This window comes from Pseudomonas sp. MYb118, assembly GCF_040947875.1.
GTDB lineage: Bacteria > Pseudomonadota > Gammaproteobacteria > Pseudomonadales > Pseudomonadaceae > Aquipseudomonas.
This window is the reverse complement of record NZ_JBFRXN010000001.1, coordinates 325,632-341,024: the sequence shown is the minus strand read 5'-3', so window position 1 is coordinate 341,024 and position 15,393 is coordinate 325,632. Positions and strand designations below refer to the sequence as shown.

Sequence of the window (15,393 nt, the reverse complement as noted above, 5' to 3'; positions counted from 1 at the left end):
TGGAGCCTCAACCATGCCAGCTCTCTACGTGATGATTCCGGCCGCGCTGCTGATCGTCGGCATCGCGATCTACATCTTCTTCTGGGCCGTCGACAGCGGCCAGTACGACGACCTCGACGGCCCGGCCCACAGCATCCTGTTCGACGACCAGGACCCGAACCACACCGCCGCCGTGGACGAAGCCAAGGATCAGGCCAGGCCGGACGACAAGGCGCCGCCGCATGCTTGAACTGGCCCCTCTGCTGGTGTCGGCGGTGATCCTCGGCCTGTTGGGCGGCGGCCATTGCCTGGGCATGTGCGGCGGCCTGATGGGTGCGTTGACCCTGGCCATCCCCAAGGAGCAACGCAGCCGGCGTTTCCGCCTGCTGCTGGCGTACAACCTGGGGCGCATCCTCAGCTACGCCAGCGCCGGCCTGTTGATCGGCCTGGCGGGCTGGGCGGTGTCCAATAGCCCGGCGGCAACGTTCATGCGCGTCCTCGCCGGGCTGTTGCTGATCGCCATGGGCCTGTACCTCGCCGGCTGGTGGAGCGGCCTGACCCGCATCGAAAGCCTGGGCCGCGGTCTGTGGCGGCATATCCAGCCGGTGGCGAACAAACTGCTGCCGGTGTCCAGTCTGCCCCGCGCCCTGTTGCTGGGCGCGCTGTGGGGCTGGCTGCCGTGCGGGCTGGTTTACAGCACGCTGCTGTGGTCGGCGAGCCAGGGCAATGCCCTGGACAGTGCGTTGCTGATGCTCGCCTTCGGCCTGGGCACCTGGCCGGTGCTGCTGGCCACCGGACTGGCGGCGGAACGGGTCACGGCGCTGCTGCGCAAGCGCAGCGTGCGCATGACCGGTGGCCTGCTGGTGATCCTGTTCGGCATCTGGACCCTGCCAGGGCCGCATCAGCATTGGTTGATGGGGCATTAGCGTTGACCGCAACGCGATGAACCCTGCGCCACCCGAATACCTCGCGTTGATGCAAATCAAGATGCCCCAACGCCGCACCCCATAGACTCGCAGCACTGCTAGCCTATCCGGGGAATGCCCGCATGATGCTCGACGACATTCGTTGGGATACCGACCTGATCCGCCGTTACGACCTGGCGGGACCGCGCTACACCTCCTACCCCACCGCCGTACAGTTCGACGGGCACGTCGGCACCTTCGACCTGTTCCACGCTCTGCGAGAAAGCCGCAAGGCCCTGCGCCCGCTGTCGCTGTACGTGCACATCCCGTTCTGCGCGAACATTTGCTACTACTGCGCCTGCAACAAGGTCATCACCAAGGACCGCGGACGCGCCCTGCCCTACCTGCAACGCCTGGAGCAGGAAATCCAGTTGATCGCCTGCCACCTCGACCCCGGGCAGACTGTCGAGCAACTGCATTTCGGCGGCGGTACGCCGACCTTTTTAAGCCATGACGAGCTGCGCCAACTGATGGCCCAGTTGCGCAAGAGCTTCAACCTGCTGGACGACGACAGCGGCGACTACGGTATCGAGATCGACCCGCGCGAAGCCGACTGGTCGACCATGGGCCTGCTGCGCGAGTTGGGCTTCAACCGGGTCAGTATCGGTGTGCAGGACCTCGACCCGTCGGTGCAACGGGCGGTCAATCGCCTGCAAAGCCTGGATGAAACCCGCGCGGTGATCGAAGCGGCGCGGACCCTGCAATTTCGCTCGATCAACATCGACCTGATCTACGGCCTGCCCAAGCAGACCCCGGAACATTTCGCCCGCACCGTCGAAGAAGTCATCAGCCTGCAACCCGATCGCCTTTCGGTGTTCAACTATGCGCACCTGCCGGAACGCTTCATGCCACAGCGACGCATCAACAGCGACGAGCTGCCAACACCGGCGCAGAAACTGGAAATGCTCCAGCAGACCATCGAGCAACTGACCCGGGCCGGCTACCGCTACATCGGCATGGACCACTTCGCCCTGCCCGACGATGAACTGGCCATCGCCCAGGAAGAATCGACACTGCAACGCAACTTCCAGGGCTATACCACCCACGGCCATTGCGACCTGATTGGCCTGGGCGTATCAGCGATCAGCCAGATCGGCGACCTGTACTGCCAGAACAGCAGCGACCTGAATCAGTACCAGAGCACCCTGGCTTCGGCACAACTGGCCACCAACCGCGGCCTGCTGTGCACCCGCGACGACCGCGTGCGCCGCGCCGTGATCCAGCAATTGATCTGCAGTTTCGAGCTGGAATTTGCCGTCATCGAGAAGGCTTTCAACATCGACTTCCGCGCTTACTTCGCGCCGTTGTGGCCGCAGTTGCAAGGCATGGCCCAGGATGGCCTGCTTGAGTTGAGCGATGAACGCATCACCGTCTTACCCGCCGGACGCCTGCTGGTGCGCTCGGTGTGCATGGTGTTCGACGCCTATCTGGATCAGCAGAACCGCCAGCGTTTTTCCCGGGTGATCTAGCGTTCGAGGGCCAGCGAGGCGGTTTTCAGCACTTGCTCGGGCGTCAGGCTGGCCTGACTCATGGCTTTGGACAGGGACAGGTTGGCGGTGATCAGGCCGCCATTGAGTGAGGTGATGGCGGCCTGCAACGCAACGAGCTTGGCCTTGCGTTCCTCGGCCGAGAGCCGCTTGTCGGCCATGACCGCCTGCATTCGCGCGACTTTTTCGGCGACCTGTTGCTGCAACCGGCGGATCATTTTCAGAATATGTTGAATGTTTTCCGGCAAGCCGCTTTCTTCGATGTCCTTGTTATCGCCGTGCGCAGATGCGGCCTTGTTCAGGCCGACACCCGACAGCGACACCTTGATGCCTTCGGCAACCGGCGCGTCGAGCGGGCTTGCAGCGCTAGCCGCCCCTTCTCCAACGGCGCCCTCGGAGGGTTCAAGCAGAGTCTGGACACTACTGTTACCGGGAGTAAGCACGCCGATGCTGGCCATGAAGCGAGTACCTTGGGTCTATGCGGATGCCTGTGTATCGGCCGACACCCGCAACCCTTGACTGCGATGTGACAATTCGGCACACCGCTGGCTTCAACGACTTCCGTTGGGTTACCCTTACGTCCTATGTGTGATTTCCCACAAGGATTTAAGAAATGTCCGAGCCAGTAAAACTGCGCGCTCATAACCAGGCTCATTGCAAGGATTGCAGCCTGGCCCCCCTCTGTTTGCCACTTTCTCTGAATCTGGAAGACATGGATGCGCTGGACGAAATCGTTAAACGTGGCCGCCCGCTGAAAAAAGGCGAATTCCTGTTCCGCCAGGGCGACAACTTCGATTGCGTTTATGCAGTTCGCTCCGGCGCGTTGAAAACCTTCAGCCTGAGCGATGGCGGTGAAGAACAGCTCACCGGTTTCCACCTGCCCAGCGAACTGGTCGGGCTGTCGGGCATGGACACGGAAAAACACCCGGTCTCGGCCCAGGCACTGGAGACCACCTCGGTCTGCGAAATCCCGTTCGAACGCCTGGACGAACTGGCGCTGCAACTGCCACAACTGCGCCGCCAGTTGATGCGCGTGATGAGCCGGGAAATCCGCGACGATCAACAGATGATGTTGCTGCTGTCGAAAAAAACCGCCGACGAGCGCATCGCCACGTTCCTGGTCAACCTCTCGGCGCGTTTCCGCGCCCGTGGCTTCTCGGCCAACCAGTTCCGCCTGAGCATGTCGCGCAACGAAATCGGCAACTACCTGGGCCTGGCGGTGGAAACCGTCTCGCGGGTGTTCACGCGTTTCCAGGCCAACGAATTGATCGCCGCCGAGGGCAAGGAAATCCAGATCCTCGACCCGATCCAGCTGTGCGCACTGGCCGGCGGTTCGCTCGAAGGCTGATTGCGACAAATGGCGGCTGAGCCAAACGGTTCAGCCGCCGTTATAATGCGTCGTTTGCAGCCTGCCAGGACACTTCGACGATGGTCTTCGATTCCTTCGACATCAAATCCCTGATCCGCCCGGTGATCGACTTCCCGAAACCGGGCGTCATCTTTCGTGACATCACCCCGCTGTTCCAGTCCCCGACCGCTCTGCGCCTGGTGATGGACAGCTTCGCCCACCGCTACGTCGAAGCTGACTTCACCCACATCGGTGCCATGGACGCGCGCGGCTTCCTGATCGGCTCGGTGCTGGCCTATCAACTGAACAAGCCGCTGGTGCTGTTTCGCAAGCAGGGCAAGCTGCCGGCCGATGTGCTGGCCGAGGGTTATGCCACCGAATACGGCGAAGCGTTCCTCGAAGTGCACGCCGACAGCCTGTGCGAAGGCGACTCGGTGGTGATGTTCGATGACCTCATCGCCACCGGCGGCACGCTGATCGCCGCGGCCAACCTGATCCGCCGCATGGGCGCGCGGGTGCATGAAGCGGCCGCGATCATCGACCTGCCGGAACTGGGCGGCTCGCAGCGCCTGGAAGACATGGGCATCCCGACGTATTGCCTGACGCAGTTTGCGTTGACCGATAAGTAAGCAGCGCTTGTGGTACCGCTATCGCGAGCAGGCTCGCTCCCACAATGGTTTTGTGTATGACACCAATCAACTGTGGGAGCGAGCCTGCTCGCGATGAGGCCAGCCACCACACTATAAATCTCAAAGCCCCATCTGCTTACTGATAATCTCGTTCATCACTTCCCGCGTCCCCCCGCCAATCGACAGTATCCGGTTATCCCGGTACAACCGCTCCACCAGGCTCTCACGCATATAACCCAGCCCGCCAAGAATCTGCACCGCATCGTTGACGATCCGGTCCGCCGTGTCGGTGGCGAAGTTCTTGGCCATGGAAATTTCCTTGATCACGCTCTGCCCCGCCGCCATCTTCGCCGCCTGCCGGTAGGTGAACTCCCGCGAGACTTCCAGGGCCGTGGCCATTTCCGCGAGGCGGTGCTTGATCACCTGGAACTTGCCGATTGGCTTGCCGAACGCTTCACGCTGGCGCGCCCACTTCAGGCTCTCTTCCAGGGCCAGTTGCGCGGTCATGTTGGCCATCAGCGCCAGTGCCAGGCGTTCGCTCTGGAAATTGCCCATGATGCAGGCGAAGCCCATGTTCTCGCTGCCGATCAGATGGCCCACGGGCACCCTGCAATCGTCGAAGAACAGCTCGGCGGTGTCCGAGGCCCACCACCCCATTTTCTTCAGTGAGCGGCCCACGGTGAAGCCTGGGGTGCCTTTCTCGATCAGCAACAGGCTGATGCCGGCAAACCCCGGCTCGCCGGTGCGCACCGCCACCGTGTAGACATCGGCGCGCACGCCGCTGGTAATGAAGGTCTTGCTGCCGCTGACCCGGTAAAAATCGCCGTCACGCACGGCGCGGGTTTGCAGGTTGGCAACGTCGGAACCGCCGCCGGGCTCGGTGACGGCCAGGGCGCTGATCTTCTCGCCAGCCAACACCTGCGGCACGATGCGCTCGCGAACCTCGGGCCGGGCCCACTTGACGATGGGCGGCAGGCCGATGTCCAGCGACCCCAGCCCCGCCACCAGCCCGCCGGAGCCACAGCGCATCAACTCCTCGCTGGCGGCGACCTTGGCGAACAGGTCACCCTCGTGGCTGCCACCGAAGGCTTCCGGGTAACCGATGCCGAGAATCCCCGCCGCACCGGCCTTGAGGTACAGCTCGCGGGGAAAGCCCTCGGCCTCTTCCCACTGATCGATGTCCGGAAGAATCTCGCGCTCGACGAATCGTCTGACGCTGTCGCGGACCATTTGGTGGCTGGGGTCGAAGTATTCCTGGAAGGCAGGCATCGGCGAACTCCGCTGGAGGGGTTCAGCGAAGTTAACCGAGCGCTTGCTTGGTTTTCAACCAGATTGTGTGGGTCAGGTGGACCGAGGTGTCTGCATCGCGGGCAGGCCCGCTCCTACAGAGAACCCGCGCACACCACGATCCCTGTAGGAGCGGGCTTGCCCGCGATGGCGCCCGCCCAGCCAACACAAAATCACAGGGAAATCGGCTTACGCCCCGCAAACGAATGCGCCAGCGTCCCGCCATCCACCAGCTCCAGCTCCCCGCCCAGCGGCACGCCGTGGGCAATGCGCGAGGCGATCAGGCCTTTGCTGGCCAGCAACTGGGCGATGTAATGCGCGGTGGCTTCGCCTTCGACCGTCGGGTTGGTGGCGAGGATGACTTCGGCAAAGGTGCCCGCCTCGTCGATCCGCGCCAGCAATTGCGGGATGCCGATGGCTTCCGGCCCCAGGCCGTCGAGCGGCGACAGGTGGCCCTTGAGCACGAAGTAGCGCCCACGAAAGCCGGTCTGCTCCACGGCGTACACATCCATCGGCCCTTCCACCACGCACAGCAGGGTGTCGTCGCGGCGGGTGTCGGCACATTGCGGGCACAGGTCGTCTTCGGTCAGCGTGCGGCACAAGCGGCAGTGGCCGACCCCTTCCATGGCCTGACTCAGGGCCGACGCCAGGCGCGCACCGCCGCTGCGATCGCGCTCCAGGAGCTGCAACGCCATGCGTTGGGCAGTTTTCTGACCGACACCTGGCAAAATTCGCAGGGAGTCGATCAGTTGGCGAATCAAAGGGCTGAAGCTCATGGGGAAAAGGTCCGACAAAACGACGAGACGCGGTTTATACCCGCGCCTCTCTTTAGCGTCAAATACTCAGTCCTGCGCGACGCGCACCACCAGTTTGCCGAAGTTGCGCCCTTCCAGCAGGCCGATGAACGCCTCGGGGGCATTCTCCAGGCCATCAACCACATCCTCGCGGAATTTCACCTTGCCATCACGCACCCACGGGGCCATGGCGCTGACGAATTCCGGCTGGCGATCACCGTAGTCATCGAACACGATGAAGCCCTGGATGCGTACCCGCTTGGTCAGCAGCGTGCGTTGCAGTTGCGGCAGGCGATCCGGGCCGGTCGGGGCTTCCTTGGCGTTGTAGCCGGCGATCAGGCCGCACAGGGGAATCCGTGCCTTGGGGTTGAGCAGCGGCACGACCGCATCGAACACCTTGCCACCGACATTCTCGTAATAGATGTCGACGCCCTTGGGGCACGCCAGCGCCAGTTCGCTGGCAAAGTCGGCGCGCTTGTGATCGATGCAGGCGTCGAACCCCAGTTCCTCGACCACATAACGGCATTTATCCGCCCCACCGGCCACGCCGACCACCCGCAGACCCTTGATCTTCGCCACCTGGCCGACCACCGAGCCGACCGCCCCGGACGCAGCCGCGACCACCAGGGTTTCGCCCGCCTGGGGCTGGCCGATGTCCATCAGGCCCATATAGGCGGTCATGCCCGGCATACCCAGCACCCCCAGGGCCATCGACGGGCTCGAAAGCCCCGACGGCACCGGGATGATGTTGCGCCCATCGCTGATGCTGTGGCTCTGCCAGCCAGTGGCACCGACCACCAGATCGCCCTCGTGAAACTTGGGGTTCAACGAACGCTCGACCCGACTGACAGCCCCACCGGTCATGACCTCGTCGATTTCTACTGGCGCTGCGTAGGATGGCGCGTCACTCATGCGCCCGCGCATGTAGGGGTCCAGCGACAGGTAAAGGGTCTTGAGCAACACCTGACCGTCAGCCAGGTCCGGCAGCGCCTCCCTTTCCAGACGGAAATTCTCCGGCGTCGGCGCGCCCACCGGACGGGACGCCAGGACGATTCGTTGGTTGAGGATCAATGCTTCGGGCATGTGAGCGTCTCCTTTGAACGATGAGATGGGCGGGTGTAGATGAGCAGACCTTTGTGGCGGTTTGGGGTTCGATGTTTCTGGCAATTGGACCGAGTCGGCTTCATCGCGAGCAGGCTCGCTCCCACAGGAGTTTTGTGAACACTGAAGATCCACTGTGGGAGCGGGCTTGCTCGCGATGGCGGACTCATGAGCACCGCATATGCATCAGGCAAAAACAAAAATGCCAGGCACTAAGCCTGGCATCCTGTTTAACTCATCTCACCCGCCGTGGCGAATCAGAATGGCAGTTTCATGCCTGGCGGCAATTGCATGCCAGCGGTCATGCTGCCCATTTTTTCCTGGCTGTTGGCTTCGATCTTGCGCACGGCGTCGTTGACGGCGGCGGCGACGACGGCTTCCAGCATTTCCTTGTCGTCTTCGCTCATGCCTTCGACCAGGCTCGGGTCGATGGTCACGCTTTTCAGGTCGTGACGACCGGTCATCACCACGGTGACCATATCGCCACCGGCCTTACCGGTGACTTCGGCGTTGGCCAGCTCTTCCTGCATCTTGGCCATCTTTTCCTGCATCTGCTGCGCCTGCTTCATCAGGCCGGCCATGCCACCTTTCATCATGGTAATCACCTCAAAAGTACTTGGATGTAAGCAGCGTCCGGCCACCAGACCGAACGCCTTCAGTTATTAGCCCTGACTGACCAGGGCTTCGACAGGTTCAATAGTATCGTTACGGATGACGGCACCGAACTGCTGCATCATCTGCTGGATGAACGGATCACCGTGGATCGACTCTTCAGCCTCGCGCTGGCGATCGGCACGGCGCCGGGACGCGGCCTGGGCCGGTGTCTCCTGCTCGGGCTTGATCAGCTCCATGTTCAGGGTCAAGGTGCGACCGTGGTACTGATTCAACGCATCGTTCAGGCGACGTTGCTGGGTCGCGTTGAACAGCGCACTGTGGGCCGGATCCAGGTGCAACAGCCAGGTGTCGCCTTCAACGGAGATCAACGTGCAGTTGGCGGCGATACTGCCGGTCATGCCGGAAATCGGCAATTTCGGGAACAGCTCCAGCCACTCCAGGGCCAACCCGGTGGCGGGCATTGCCGCCGGTTCAGGCTCGGGCTCCGGTGCCGGCTCGGCGGTGTGTTCGCTGGCCAGTTCATCGAGGTAACTGTAGGCCGAATCCATGTCCGGCTCGATGTAATCCTCGTCCAGCGGCGGCTCGTCGTCCAGGTCCATGCCCGGCGTGGCGGCATCGACTTCGGCCACGGAAGGCTCGGGAATCGACGCAGAGGCCCACTCGGGAACGTCCGGTGCGTCCGGCACGACGCTGTCCGGCGTCTGCGCAAGGACCGGCGGCAATTCGGGTTGTTCGGCGATGGTTTCCAGCACCGGCTCGACAGCCGGCTGCTGGATGATTTCAGGCTCAGGCTCGGGCTCAGGCTCTACCGGATCATTCCACGGCAGGTCGACCACCTCTTCCACCGCGACAGGCTCAGGCTCGGCAACCGGCTCAGGCACAACCACAGGCGCGACCGGCTCGGGCGCAGGCGCTGGAGCGGCAGCCGGCGCCGGAACAGGTGCGGGTGCGGCAACGACTACCGGCGCAACCACCGGCGCGGCAGCCACTGAATTGGCGGAATCAACTGTGGCCTGGCTGATCCCCACTGACTTTAGTGGCTGCCTGGGTGCGTCGTCGGTGTCTGCCGGACGGAACGCCAGCATCCGCAGCAGGACCATTTCGAAACCACCACGCGGGTCCGGCGCCAGCGGCAGGTCGCGACGGCCAATCAAGCCCATCTGGTAGTAGAACTGCACGTCTTCGGCCGGCAGGGCCTGGGCCAGTGCCAGCACCCGGTCGCGGTCGCCGTGGCCATTGTCGACGCCATCAGGCAAGGCCTGGGCGATGGCGACCCGATGCAGCACATTGAGAATTTCCGACAGCACGCCGTTCCAGTCCGGCCCTTGCTCGGCCAGATGGCGCACGGCTTCGAGCAGGGCCTTGGCGTCGCCCTGGATCAGCGCGTGCAGCACGTCATAGACCTGGCCATGATCGAGCGTGCCGAGCATGGCCCGCACGTCGGCCGCCATGACCTTGCCTTCACCGAAGGCAATCGCCTGGTCGGTCAGGCTCATGGCGTCACGCATCGAGCCGTCGGCGGCTCGACCGAGCAGCCACAGCGCATCGTCTTCGAACGGTACGTTCTCGACACCCAGCACGTGGGTCAGGTGCTCGACCACACGCTCAGGGGTCATGTTCTTCAGGGAGAACTGCAAGCAACGCGACAAAATCGTTGCAGGAAGTTTCTGCGGGTCAGTGGTCGCCAGGATGAACTTGACGTAGGGTGGCGGTTCTTCGAGGGTCTTGAGCAGCGCATTGAAGGAATGGCTGGAGAGCATGTGCACTTCGTCGATCAGGTAGACCTTGAAGCGCCCACGGCTCGGCGCGTACTGCACGTTATCCAGCAGTTCGCGGGTGTCCTCGACCTTGGTCCGGCTCGCGGCGTCGATCTCGATCAGGTCGACGAAGCGCCCTTCGTCGATCTCGCGGCACACCGAGCACTCGCCACAGGGGCTGGAAGTGATACCTGTTTCACAGTTCAGGCATTTGGCGATAATCCGCGCGATGGTGGTCTTGCCGACCCCGCGCGTGCCGGTAAACAGGTAGGCATGGTGCAGCCGCTGGCTGTCCAAGGCATTGATCAGAGCCTTGAGCACATGGGTCTGGCCGACCATTTCGCGGAACGAGCGCGGACGCCATTTACGTGCAAGAACCTGATAACTCATCGAAAACCGTCGCAACCAAGGAACAGAAGCGGCTAATGCTAGCGGAGCAAGGGCAAAATTGCATCCGGCATGCTCGTCTAATCTGGCTAAGATGCACACTTTGGGTTTTATCGGCACAGGTTTCATCAGTACCGGAGCGTCTATGCGGCTGGCCTTGGGGGCACTGCTGTTGATCAGTCTGAACGCCAGCGCCTCTGATGCGCCGCTGCGCTTCGTGGTGCCCGACAGTTGGGCCATGCCGATGGTGCAGCTCGAGCGCGGCCAGCCGACCCAGGGCATTCTCTACGACGTGATGCTCAGCCTCGCCACCCAGGTCGGCCTGCCGGCTGAATTCCACGTGCTGCCGCGGGCACGCGTGCAGGGCGCAATGGAGCACGGCGAGGTCGATGTGCGCTGTTATGCCGCGCAATCGTGGCTGCCCAATCAGTCGGGTGACTACATCTGGAGCATCCCGTTGTGGACGCAGCCGGACCTGCTGGTCAGCCGCCAGGAAGCACCCTACGCCGTAGTCCCGGCGAGCCTGCCGCGCCAGACCATCGGCACCGTGCTGGGTTACAGCTACCCGACCCTGCAACCGCTGTTCGACAGTGCCCACCTGGTGCGCGAAGACGCGCGCAGCCAGGATCAGGCCCTGGAAAAATTGCAGGCCGGGCGCTATCGCTATGCGGTAACCAATCAATGGACCCTGGACTGGTTCAACCAGCGTCAGCCAGCCGAACGGCAACTGCAAGGCGTGGCGGTGTTGCAGGAGCAGAGTGTCGGCTGCTTCGTGCGTAATGATCCGGCAGTGCCGGTGCAGCGCATTCTGCGCACGCTGCTGCGAATGAAGATGTCCGGCGAGATCGACGACATTATCCGGCTGTATGTCGGCAAGGCGAACACCCCTTGAGCGCCGGTCCTACACCATGGCCTCATTCAGCCGCCATTGCAGCGGCGCGACGTAGCGCTCGACCCAGCCGGGCACTGCATCCGCCGGCATCGGCCGGGCGATGAAATAACCCTGGGCGATGTCGCACCCCAACTGCAACAGCAACTCGCCATGCTCGATACTCTCCAGCCCCTCGGCGATCACTTGCCGGCCAAACGCCCTCGCCAGGCCGATCACCGCCGTGGTCAGGGCCAGATCATCATGATCGTGCAAAATGTCGCGAATGAACGAGCGGTCGATCTTGATCGTTTGCGTGCGCAGGCGCTTGAGGTAACTCAACGACGAATGACCGGTGCCGAAATCCCCCAGGGAAAACTGCACACCGAGTGCCTGGCAGGCCTGTAGACAGGCGCTGACATGCTGGATGTTCTCAACGGCCACCGATTCGACGATTTCCAGGTCCAGCAACTGCGGCGCAACACCAGCATGCCGGGCAAGCAGAGCGCCGAGGCGATCGACGAAATCCGCCCGCTGGAAATGCCGCGCGCCAATGTTGACGCTGATCGGCCAGCACGTCCCTGCGGCCTGCCAGCGCTCCAGTTGCACTAACACCTGGTCGATCACCCACTCACCGATGTCGATGATCAGGTCCGTCTCCTCCACCAGCGGCAGGAACTCTCGCGCCGGGACCAGGCCGTCCTGCGGGTGCTGCCAGCGCAGCAGCGCCTCGAAGCCGACAACAGCGCCGCTGCGCATATGCACCTTGGGCTGGTAATAAAGACGCAGCTCGCCAGCGACCAGGGCCTGCCGCACCCGCTCCACCGTCTGGTGCGTCGCCCTGACCTCCCGATCACGGACCACATCGAACAGATGAAAGCGATTGCGCCCGCTCTGCTTGGCCACGTACATGGCCTGGTCGGCATGACGCAGCAGGGTTTCGGCATCTTCGTCGTCATGGGGGAACAGCGTGACGCCGATGCTGGCGAACACATTCAACGTATTACCCTGCACCGAGTAAGGCGTCGAGAGCGCACCCAGCACACGGTTCAGCGCAGCGCGCAGCTCGGGCAGATCACGCACGTAACGCAACACCAGCACGAACTCGTCCCCCGCCAACCGCGCCACTACGTCTTCGCCGCGAACGATATCGCGCAGACGCTTGGCCACCTCCACCAGCAACTGGTCACCGCTGGCATGCCCGTAGCCATCGTTGACGGCCTTGAAGCCGTCCAGGTCGAGCATGCACACCGCCAGCGGGATGTTTTCCTGACGGGAGAACATCAGCGCCTGATCGAGCAGATCCGAAAGAAATGCGCGATTGGGCAAGCCGGTCAGCACATCATGGCCGACACGCCATTGCAGGGAATGCAGCAACTGACGTTTTTCGCTGATATCGAAACGGATAGCCAGGTAACGGTGAATGCGCCCGGTCAGATCGTCCAGCACCGGCACCAGCGTGCTCTCGACCCAGAACAGGCTGCCATCCTTGGCGCGATTACAGATTTCGCCCTTCCATACATGACCCAGGGCGATGGTGTGCCACATATCAAGGAAGAATTCGGCGGGGTGCAGCCCGGAGTTGAGCAGGCGGTGGTTCTGTCCGAGCAATTCGTCGCGGCTGTAGCCGGACAAGGCGCAGAACTGATCGTTGACGTAGGTGATCCGCCCGGTGAGGTCGGTCTCGGAAAAAATCGCGGCGGCATCCACGGCCCGGCGGTATTTCTCATCCATGATTCAGGCTCGCTGCCGCTAGCGGCGGTACCGCTCGACCAGCGCGCAACGCCTGGTGGAGATGAGTTGAATCCTGTTGCGCAGCGCCACGTGATCACTCCATGTACAGCCATTGATGGCCCATTGGCAGCCGAAGATCTACTAGGCTCAAAGACCCGGACAGAAAAACGGTACCCGCCATTTCGGTAACTTTTTGCAAGGCTTCAAGACAACTTGAGCCCGCCGCCCACCTGCGGGAAAGAGCGCACTACTGGCTCCCCGCCATCAGGCGAACTTCAGAGAACCGGACACCCAATATCCCCTTGGGAGCGCCGATTCTACGAAACACATCACATTTTGCAAAGCAAGGTGATGAACCGCGCGGTTGTCTAATGCGAAAATCTATCGTTAAGTTCTTGATTCTAAATGGGAATTGAGCGATGCAAATTTTGAGTTTGGGTTCAGCCATTCGCCGTTACCGCAAGGTTGCGGGGCTTACTCAGGCTGAGCTCGGCGAAAGGACCGGTTTTGACCCCAAAACCATCAGCCGCTTCGAAACCGGCACCTACACGCCCAGCGTGGAGGCTCTGTTCCTGCTGGCCAATGTGCTGGGGGTCCAGCTGAAGGCATTTTTTGTCGACCTGGACGATGAAGACGAGCAGCGCGCCTACCTGTTCTCCGTCATCCACAGCGCCACACCGAAGGATCTGGGCAAACTGATCGCCGCCGTCGATCAGGCGCTGTCCAAGCCCTAGCGACCGACATGAAAAAAGGAGGCCGACTTGATTCAACAGGTCGGCCTCCTTTTTTATGTGCCGCTGGCCAACGCGCAAACGACAGACATCCGCCGCTGGAAACGATCCATGGCAGAGCAGAAAAAATGAGATTGGAGATGAAAAACGCGAGAGAGGGCTTGCGGTTCGTTAAGGTGGCAACCCCACCAGCCACACCCCGGCACACAATGTTCCCGCTGTGGCTGCTGCCTTCCGGCTCTGACCAGGTTCACGGGTAATCGTTGCGGGGGGACCGATGGGGTCACCATAACGACGCCCGCCTGACGGCGAGCCGCGCCATTGTACCTGTCTGCGGCGAAGTTACAACCGTTGGCCGGGATAAAAATTTGAGTGGGTTCAAGGACATGCAAAGGCTGTCGCGGGCGAGCCCGTTCCCACAGGGGGCTTGCCGCCTGTTCACGGTGAAATCCTGTAGGAGCGAGCTTGCTCGCGATGGAGGCCCAGGCACCGCTGGCTATCCTGACACTCAGCGTTATCGTTAACGACCATCGCGAGCAAGCTCGCTCCTACAGGTTACAAGGTGGATGAAGTGCAGTTTGGTGATCGCCGCCGGGGGCAGGACGAAGGGGTAGAAATCCGGCTGGCCCATGCTGTGTGACAGTTCGTTGAGCAGGCTGGCCAGTTCGATCCAGGCGTTGATGACGGACAGGAATGCCTCGCCGCCGGGGTGCTCTGGATCGAACAGGACGCTGGCGGGGTACGGCGGGTAGTCGAGGTCCACTCCCCTTGCGCTCAGGCCAAAACCGAGGGCGGTGTCCACGGCGTCCATCATGTGCAGGTAGTGCGCCCAGGTTTCCGCCCAGTCTTCCCATGGATGCATGGTGGCGTAGGCGCTGACGAACCGTTGCTGCCAGCCGAGCGGCGGTCCTTGCTGGTAGTGACGCTCGAGGGCAGCGGCGTAGCTGGCACGTTCATCACCGAACAGTGCTCGAAACGGTTCCAGCCATGGGCCGTCGGCGATCAGCCGATCCCAGTAGTAGTGACCGATCTCATGCCGAAAATGCCCGAGCAGCGTGCGATAGGGTTCGTGCATGTGCACCCGCACCTGTTCGCGATGGGCGTCGTCGGCTTCCTCGATGTCGAGGGTAATCAGGCCGTGGGCGTGGCCGGTGGTGGGTGGTTGGCCGTACTGGTCGACGCCGATGAAGTCGAACGCCAGGCCGGTCTCTGCGTTTTCCGACCTGGGGACGACCGACAGACCCAGGCCGAGTAACTGGGCGATCAGCCGACGCTTGGCCGCTTCGACCTTGCGCCAGCGCTCGTGGTTGTCGGCAATCGACAGATCGGGGATGGTGCGATTGAGTCGGCAAGCGATGCACAAGCGGTGTGGATCGCTGGCCGGCAACAACCAGTTGCAGGCGGCCGGCGAGTCGAGGTTGGCACAGCGGCGCCAGGCACCGGTGTCCGGGGCGGCGTCGAGCTGCCAGGTGCCTGGCTGCTCGGCAGGTTGCATGGAGGTCAGGCGGCCTTGCCGGGGCTGATAGCCCAGGGCGGCTGAACAAGCCAGGCATTGGCTGTTGGGGAAGAACAGCGATTGCCCGCAGCGACAGCTCCAGACTTTGCGGCTGCGCGGGCTGAGCTGTTCGAAGAAACGGAGCATGGCGATCTCTTCCTGGGGGTTGCCAAGACTAGATCATTGCTCCATCGAGATCGTTCCCACAGTGGGTTT

Annotated in this window: 15 protein-coding genes and 1 other RNA gene; 7 read left to right on the top strand and 9 right to left on the bottom strand. The window is 62.4% G+C overall.

Going from position 1 to position 15,393, the window contains the following annotated elements:
* The first annotated feature begins 13 nt into the window (after positions 1 to 13).
* The 3 genes from ccoS to hemN all read left to right on the top strand — a co-directional run bounded on the left by ccoS (position 14) and on the right by hemN (position 2,413).
* Complete coding sequence (gene ccoS, locus ABVN20_RS01585) at positions 14 to 229, top strand: cbb3-type cytochrome oxidase assembly protein CcoS (RefSeq protein ID WP_368553537.1); 216 nt, start codon at positions 14 to 16, stop codon at positions 227 to 229.
* Positions 222 to 905, top strand: a complete 684-nt coding sequence (locus ABVN20_RS01580; protein WP_368553535.1) for a sulfite exporter TauE/SafE family protein — start codon at positions 222 to 224, stop codon at positions 903 to 905. The genes ccoS and ABVN20_RS01580 overlap by 8 nt, the downstream gene beginning before the upstream one ends.
* 125 nt (positions 906 to 1,030) lie before the next feature.
* On the top strand, positions 1,031 to 2,413 hold the full coding sequence (gene hemN / locus ABVN20_RS01575) for an oxygen-independent coproporphyrinogen III oxidase (protein WP_368554545.1): 1,383 nt from the start codon (positions 1,031 to 1,033) through the stop codon (positions 2,411 to 2,413).
* Here hemN and ABVN20_RS01570 read toward each other — a convergent pair.
* Complete coding sequence (locus ABVN20_RS01570; protein ID WP_368553533.1) at positions 2,410 to 2,889, bottom strand: hypothetical protein; 480 nt, start codon at positions 2,887 to 2,889, stop codon at positions 2,410 to 2,412. The genes hemN and ABVN20_RS01570 overlap by 4 nt on opposite strands.
* Positions 2,890 to 3,044: 155 nt before the next feature.
* On the opposite strand from ABVN20_RS01570, the gene fnr reads away from it, so the two are divergent.
* Complete coding sequence (gene fnr, locus ABVN20_RS01565) at positions 3,045 to 3,779, top strand: fumarate/nitrate reduction transcriptional regulator Fnr (protein ID WP_368553531.1); 735 nt, start codon at positions 3,045 to 3,047, stop codon at positions 3,777 to 3,779.
* Positions 3,780 to 3,859: 80 nt separating this feature from the next.
* Positions 3,860 to 4,408 carry an adenine phosphoribosyltransferase gene (locus tag ABVN20_RS01560; RefSeq protein WP_368553529.1) on the top strand — a complete coding sequence of 183 codons (549 nt, stop codon included), beginning with the start codon at positions 3,860 to 3,862 and terminating at the stop codon, positions 4,406 to 4,408.
* A gap of 120 nt (positions 4,409 to 4,528) precedes the next feature.
* Here ABVN20_RS01560 and ABVN20_RS01555 read toward each other — a convergent pair whose 3' ends face one another.
* From ABVN20_RS01555 to dnaX, 5 genes are all read right to left on the bottom strand, one after another.
* Positions 4,529 to 5,677, bottom strand: a complete 1,149-nt coding sequence (locus tag ABVN20_RS01555) for an acyl-CoA dehydrogenase family protein (protein WP_368553527.1) — start codon at positions 5,675 to 5,677, stop codon at positions 4,529 to 4,531.
* A 191-nt stretch (positions 5,678 to 5,868) separates the two neighbouring features.
* Complete coding sequence (recR, locus tag ABVN20_RS01550) at positions 5,869 to 6,471, bottom strand: recombination mediator RecR (RefSeq protein WP_368553526.1); 603 nt, start codon at positions 6,469 to 6,471, stop codon at positions 5,869 to 5,871.
* 66 nt (positions 6,472 to 6,537) lie between these two features.
* The gene (locus tag ABVN20_RS01545) at positions 6,538 to 7,572 is read right to left on the bottom strand and encodes an NADP-dependent oxidoreductase (RefSeq protein ID WP_368553524.1); all 1,035 of its coding nucleotides are present in this window, start codon (positions 7,570 to 7,572) and stop codon (positions 6,538 to 6,540) included.
* 275 nt (positions 7,573 to 7,847) lie between these two features.
* On the bottom strand, positions 7,848 to 8,186 hold the full coding sequence (locus tag ABVN20_RS01540) for a YbaB/EbfC family nucleoid-associated protein (RefSeq protein ID WP_368553522.1): 339 nt from the start codon (positions 8,184 to 8,186) through the stop codon (positions 7,848 to 7,850).
* Positions 8,187 to 8,252: 66 nt separating this feature from the next.
* Positions 8,253 to 10,352, bottom strand: a complete 2,100-nt coding sequence (gene dnaX, locus ABVN20_RS01535; protein WP_368553520.1) for a DNA polymerase III subunit gamma/tau — start codon at positions 10,350 to 10,352, stop codon at positions 8,253 to 8,255.
* 142 nt (positions 10,353 to 10,494) lie between these two features.
* Between dnaX and ABVN20_RS01530 the strand changes: the two genes are divergently transcribed.
* A complete protein-coding gene (locus ABVN20_RS01530; protein ID WP_368553518.1) occupies positions 10,495 to 11,241 on the top strand; it encodes a substrate-binding periplasmic protein in 747 nt (248 codons plus the stop codon).
* Between the two features lie 9 nt (positions 11,242 to 11,250).
* Here the strand turns inward: ABVN20_RS01530 and ABVN20_RS01525 are convergent, their stop codons facing one another.
* Complete coding sequence (locus ABVN20_RS01525; protein WP_368553516.1) at positions 11,251 to 12,951, bottom strand: putative bifunctional diguanylate cyclase/phosphodiesterase; 1,701 nt, start codon at positions 12,949 to 12,951, stop codon at positions 11,251 to 11,253.
* 419 nt (positions 12,952 to 13,370) lie between these two features.
* On the opposite strand from ABVN20_RS01525, the gene ABVN20_RS01520 reads away from it, so the two are divergent.
* Positions 13,371 to 13,685: a helix-turn-helix domain-containing protein gene (locus ABVN20_RS01520; RefSeq protein ID WP_368553515.1), complete on the top strand. Its 315-nt coding sequence runs from the start codon at positions 13,371 to 13,373 to the stop codon at positions 13,683 to 13,685.
* Between the two features lie 180 nt (positions 13,686 to 13,865).
* Here the strand turns inward: ABVN20_RS01520 and ffs are convergent.
* Positions 13,866 to 13,962, bottom strand: an RNA gene (gene ffs / locus ABVN20_RS01515) — signal recognition particle sRNA small type.
* Positions 13,963 to 14,202: 240 nt separating this feature from the next.
* Entirely contained in the window at positions 14,203 to 15,324 is a 1,122-nt protein-coding gene (locus ABVN20_RS01510; RefSeq protein ID WP_368553514.1) for a putative zinc-binding metallopeptidase, read from the bottom strand.
* Positions 15,325 to 15,393: the final 69 nt, after the last annotated feature.

Coding starts and splice junctions, on each gene's coding strand:
- ccoS (WP_368553537.1), top strand. CDS start 14: ATGCCAGCTCTCTACGTGATGATTCCGGCCGCGCTGCTGATCGTCGGC.
- ABVN20_RS01580 (WP_368553535.1), top strand. CDS start 222: ATGCTTGAACTGGCCCCTCTGCTGGTGTCGGCGGTGATCCTCGGCCTG.
- hemN (WP_368554545.1), top strand. CDS start 1,031: ATGCTCGACGACATTCGTTGGGATACCGACCTGATCCGCCGTTACGAC.
- ABVN20_RS01570 (WP_368553533.1), bottom strand. CDS start 2,889: ATGGCCAGCATCGGCGTGCTTACTCCCGGTAACAGTAGTGTCCAGACT.
- fnr (WP_368553531.1), top strand. CDS start 3,045: ATGTCCGAGCCAGTAAAACTGCGCGCTCATAACCAGGCTCATTGCAAG.
- ABVN20_RS01560 (WP_368553529.1), top strand. CDS start 3,860: ATGGTCTTCGATTCCTTCGACATCAAATCCCTGATCCGCCCGGTGATC.
- ABVN20_RS01555 (WP_368553527.1), bottom strand. CDS start 5,677: ATGCCTGCCTTCCAGGAATACTTCGACCCCAGCCACCAAATGGTCCGC.
- recR (WP_368553526.1), bottom strand. CDS start 6,471: ATGAGCTTCAGCCCTTTGATTCGCCAACTGATCGACTCCCTGCGAATT.
- ABVN20_RS01545 (WP_368553524.1), bottom strand. CDS start 7,572: ATGCCCGAAGCATTGATCCTCAACCAACGAATCGTCCTGGCGTCCCGT.
- ABVN20_RS01540 (WP_368553522.1), bottom strand. CDS start 8,186: ATGATGAAAGGTGGCATGGCCGGCCTGATGAAGCAGGCGCAGCAGATG.
- dnaX (WP_368553520.1), bottom strand. CDS start 10,352: ATGAGTTATCAGGTTCTTGCACGTAAATGGCGTCCGCGCTCGTTCCGC.
- ABVN20_RS01530 (WP_368553518.1), top strand. CDS start 10,495: ATGCGGCTGGCCTTGGGGGCACTGCTGTTGATCAGTCTGAACGCCAGC.
- ABVN20_RS01525 (WP_368553516.1), bottom strand. CDS start 12,951: ATGGATGAGAAATACCGCCGGGCCGTGGATGCCGCCGCGATTTTTTCC.
- ABVN20_RS01520 (WP_368553515.1), top strand. CDS start 13,371: ATGCAAATTTTGAGTTTGGGTTCAGCCATTCGCCGTTACCGCAAGGTT.
- ABVN20_RS01510 (WP_368553514.1), bottom strand. CDS start 15,324: ATGCTCCGTTTCTTCGAACAGCTCAGCCCGCGCAGCCGCAAAGTCTGG.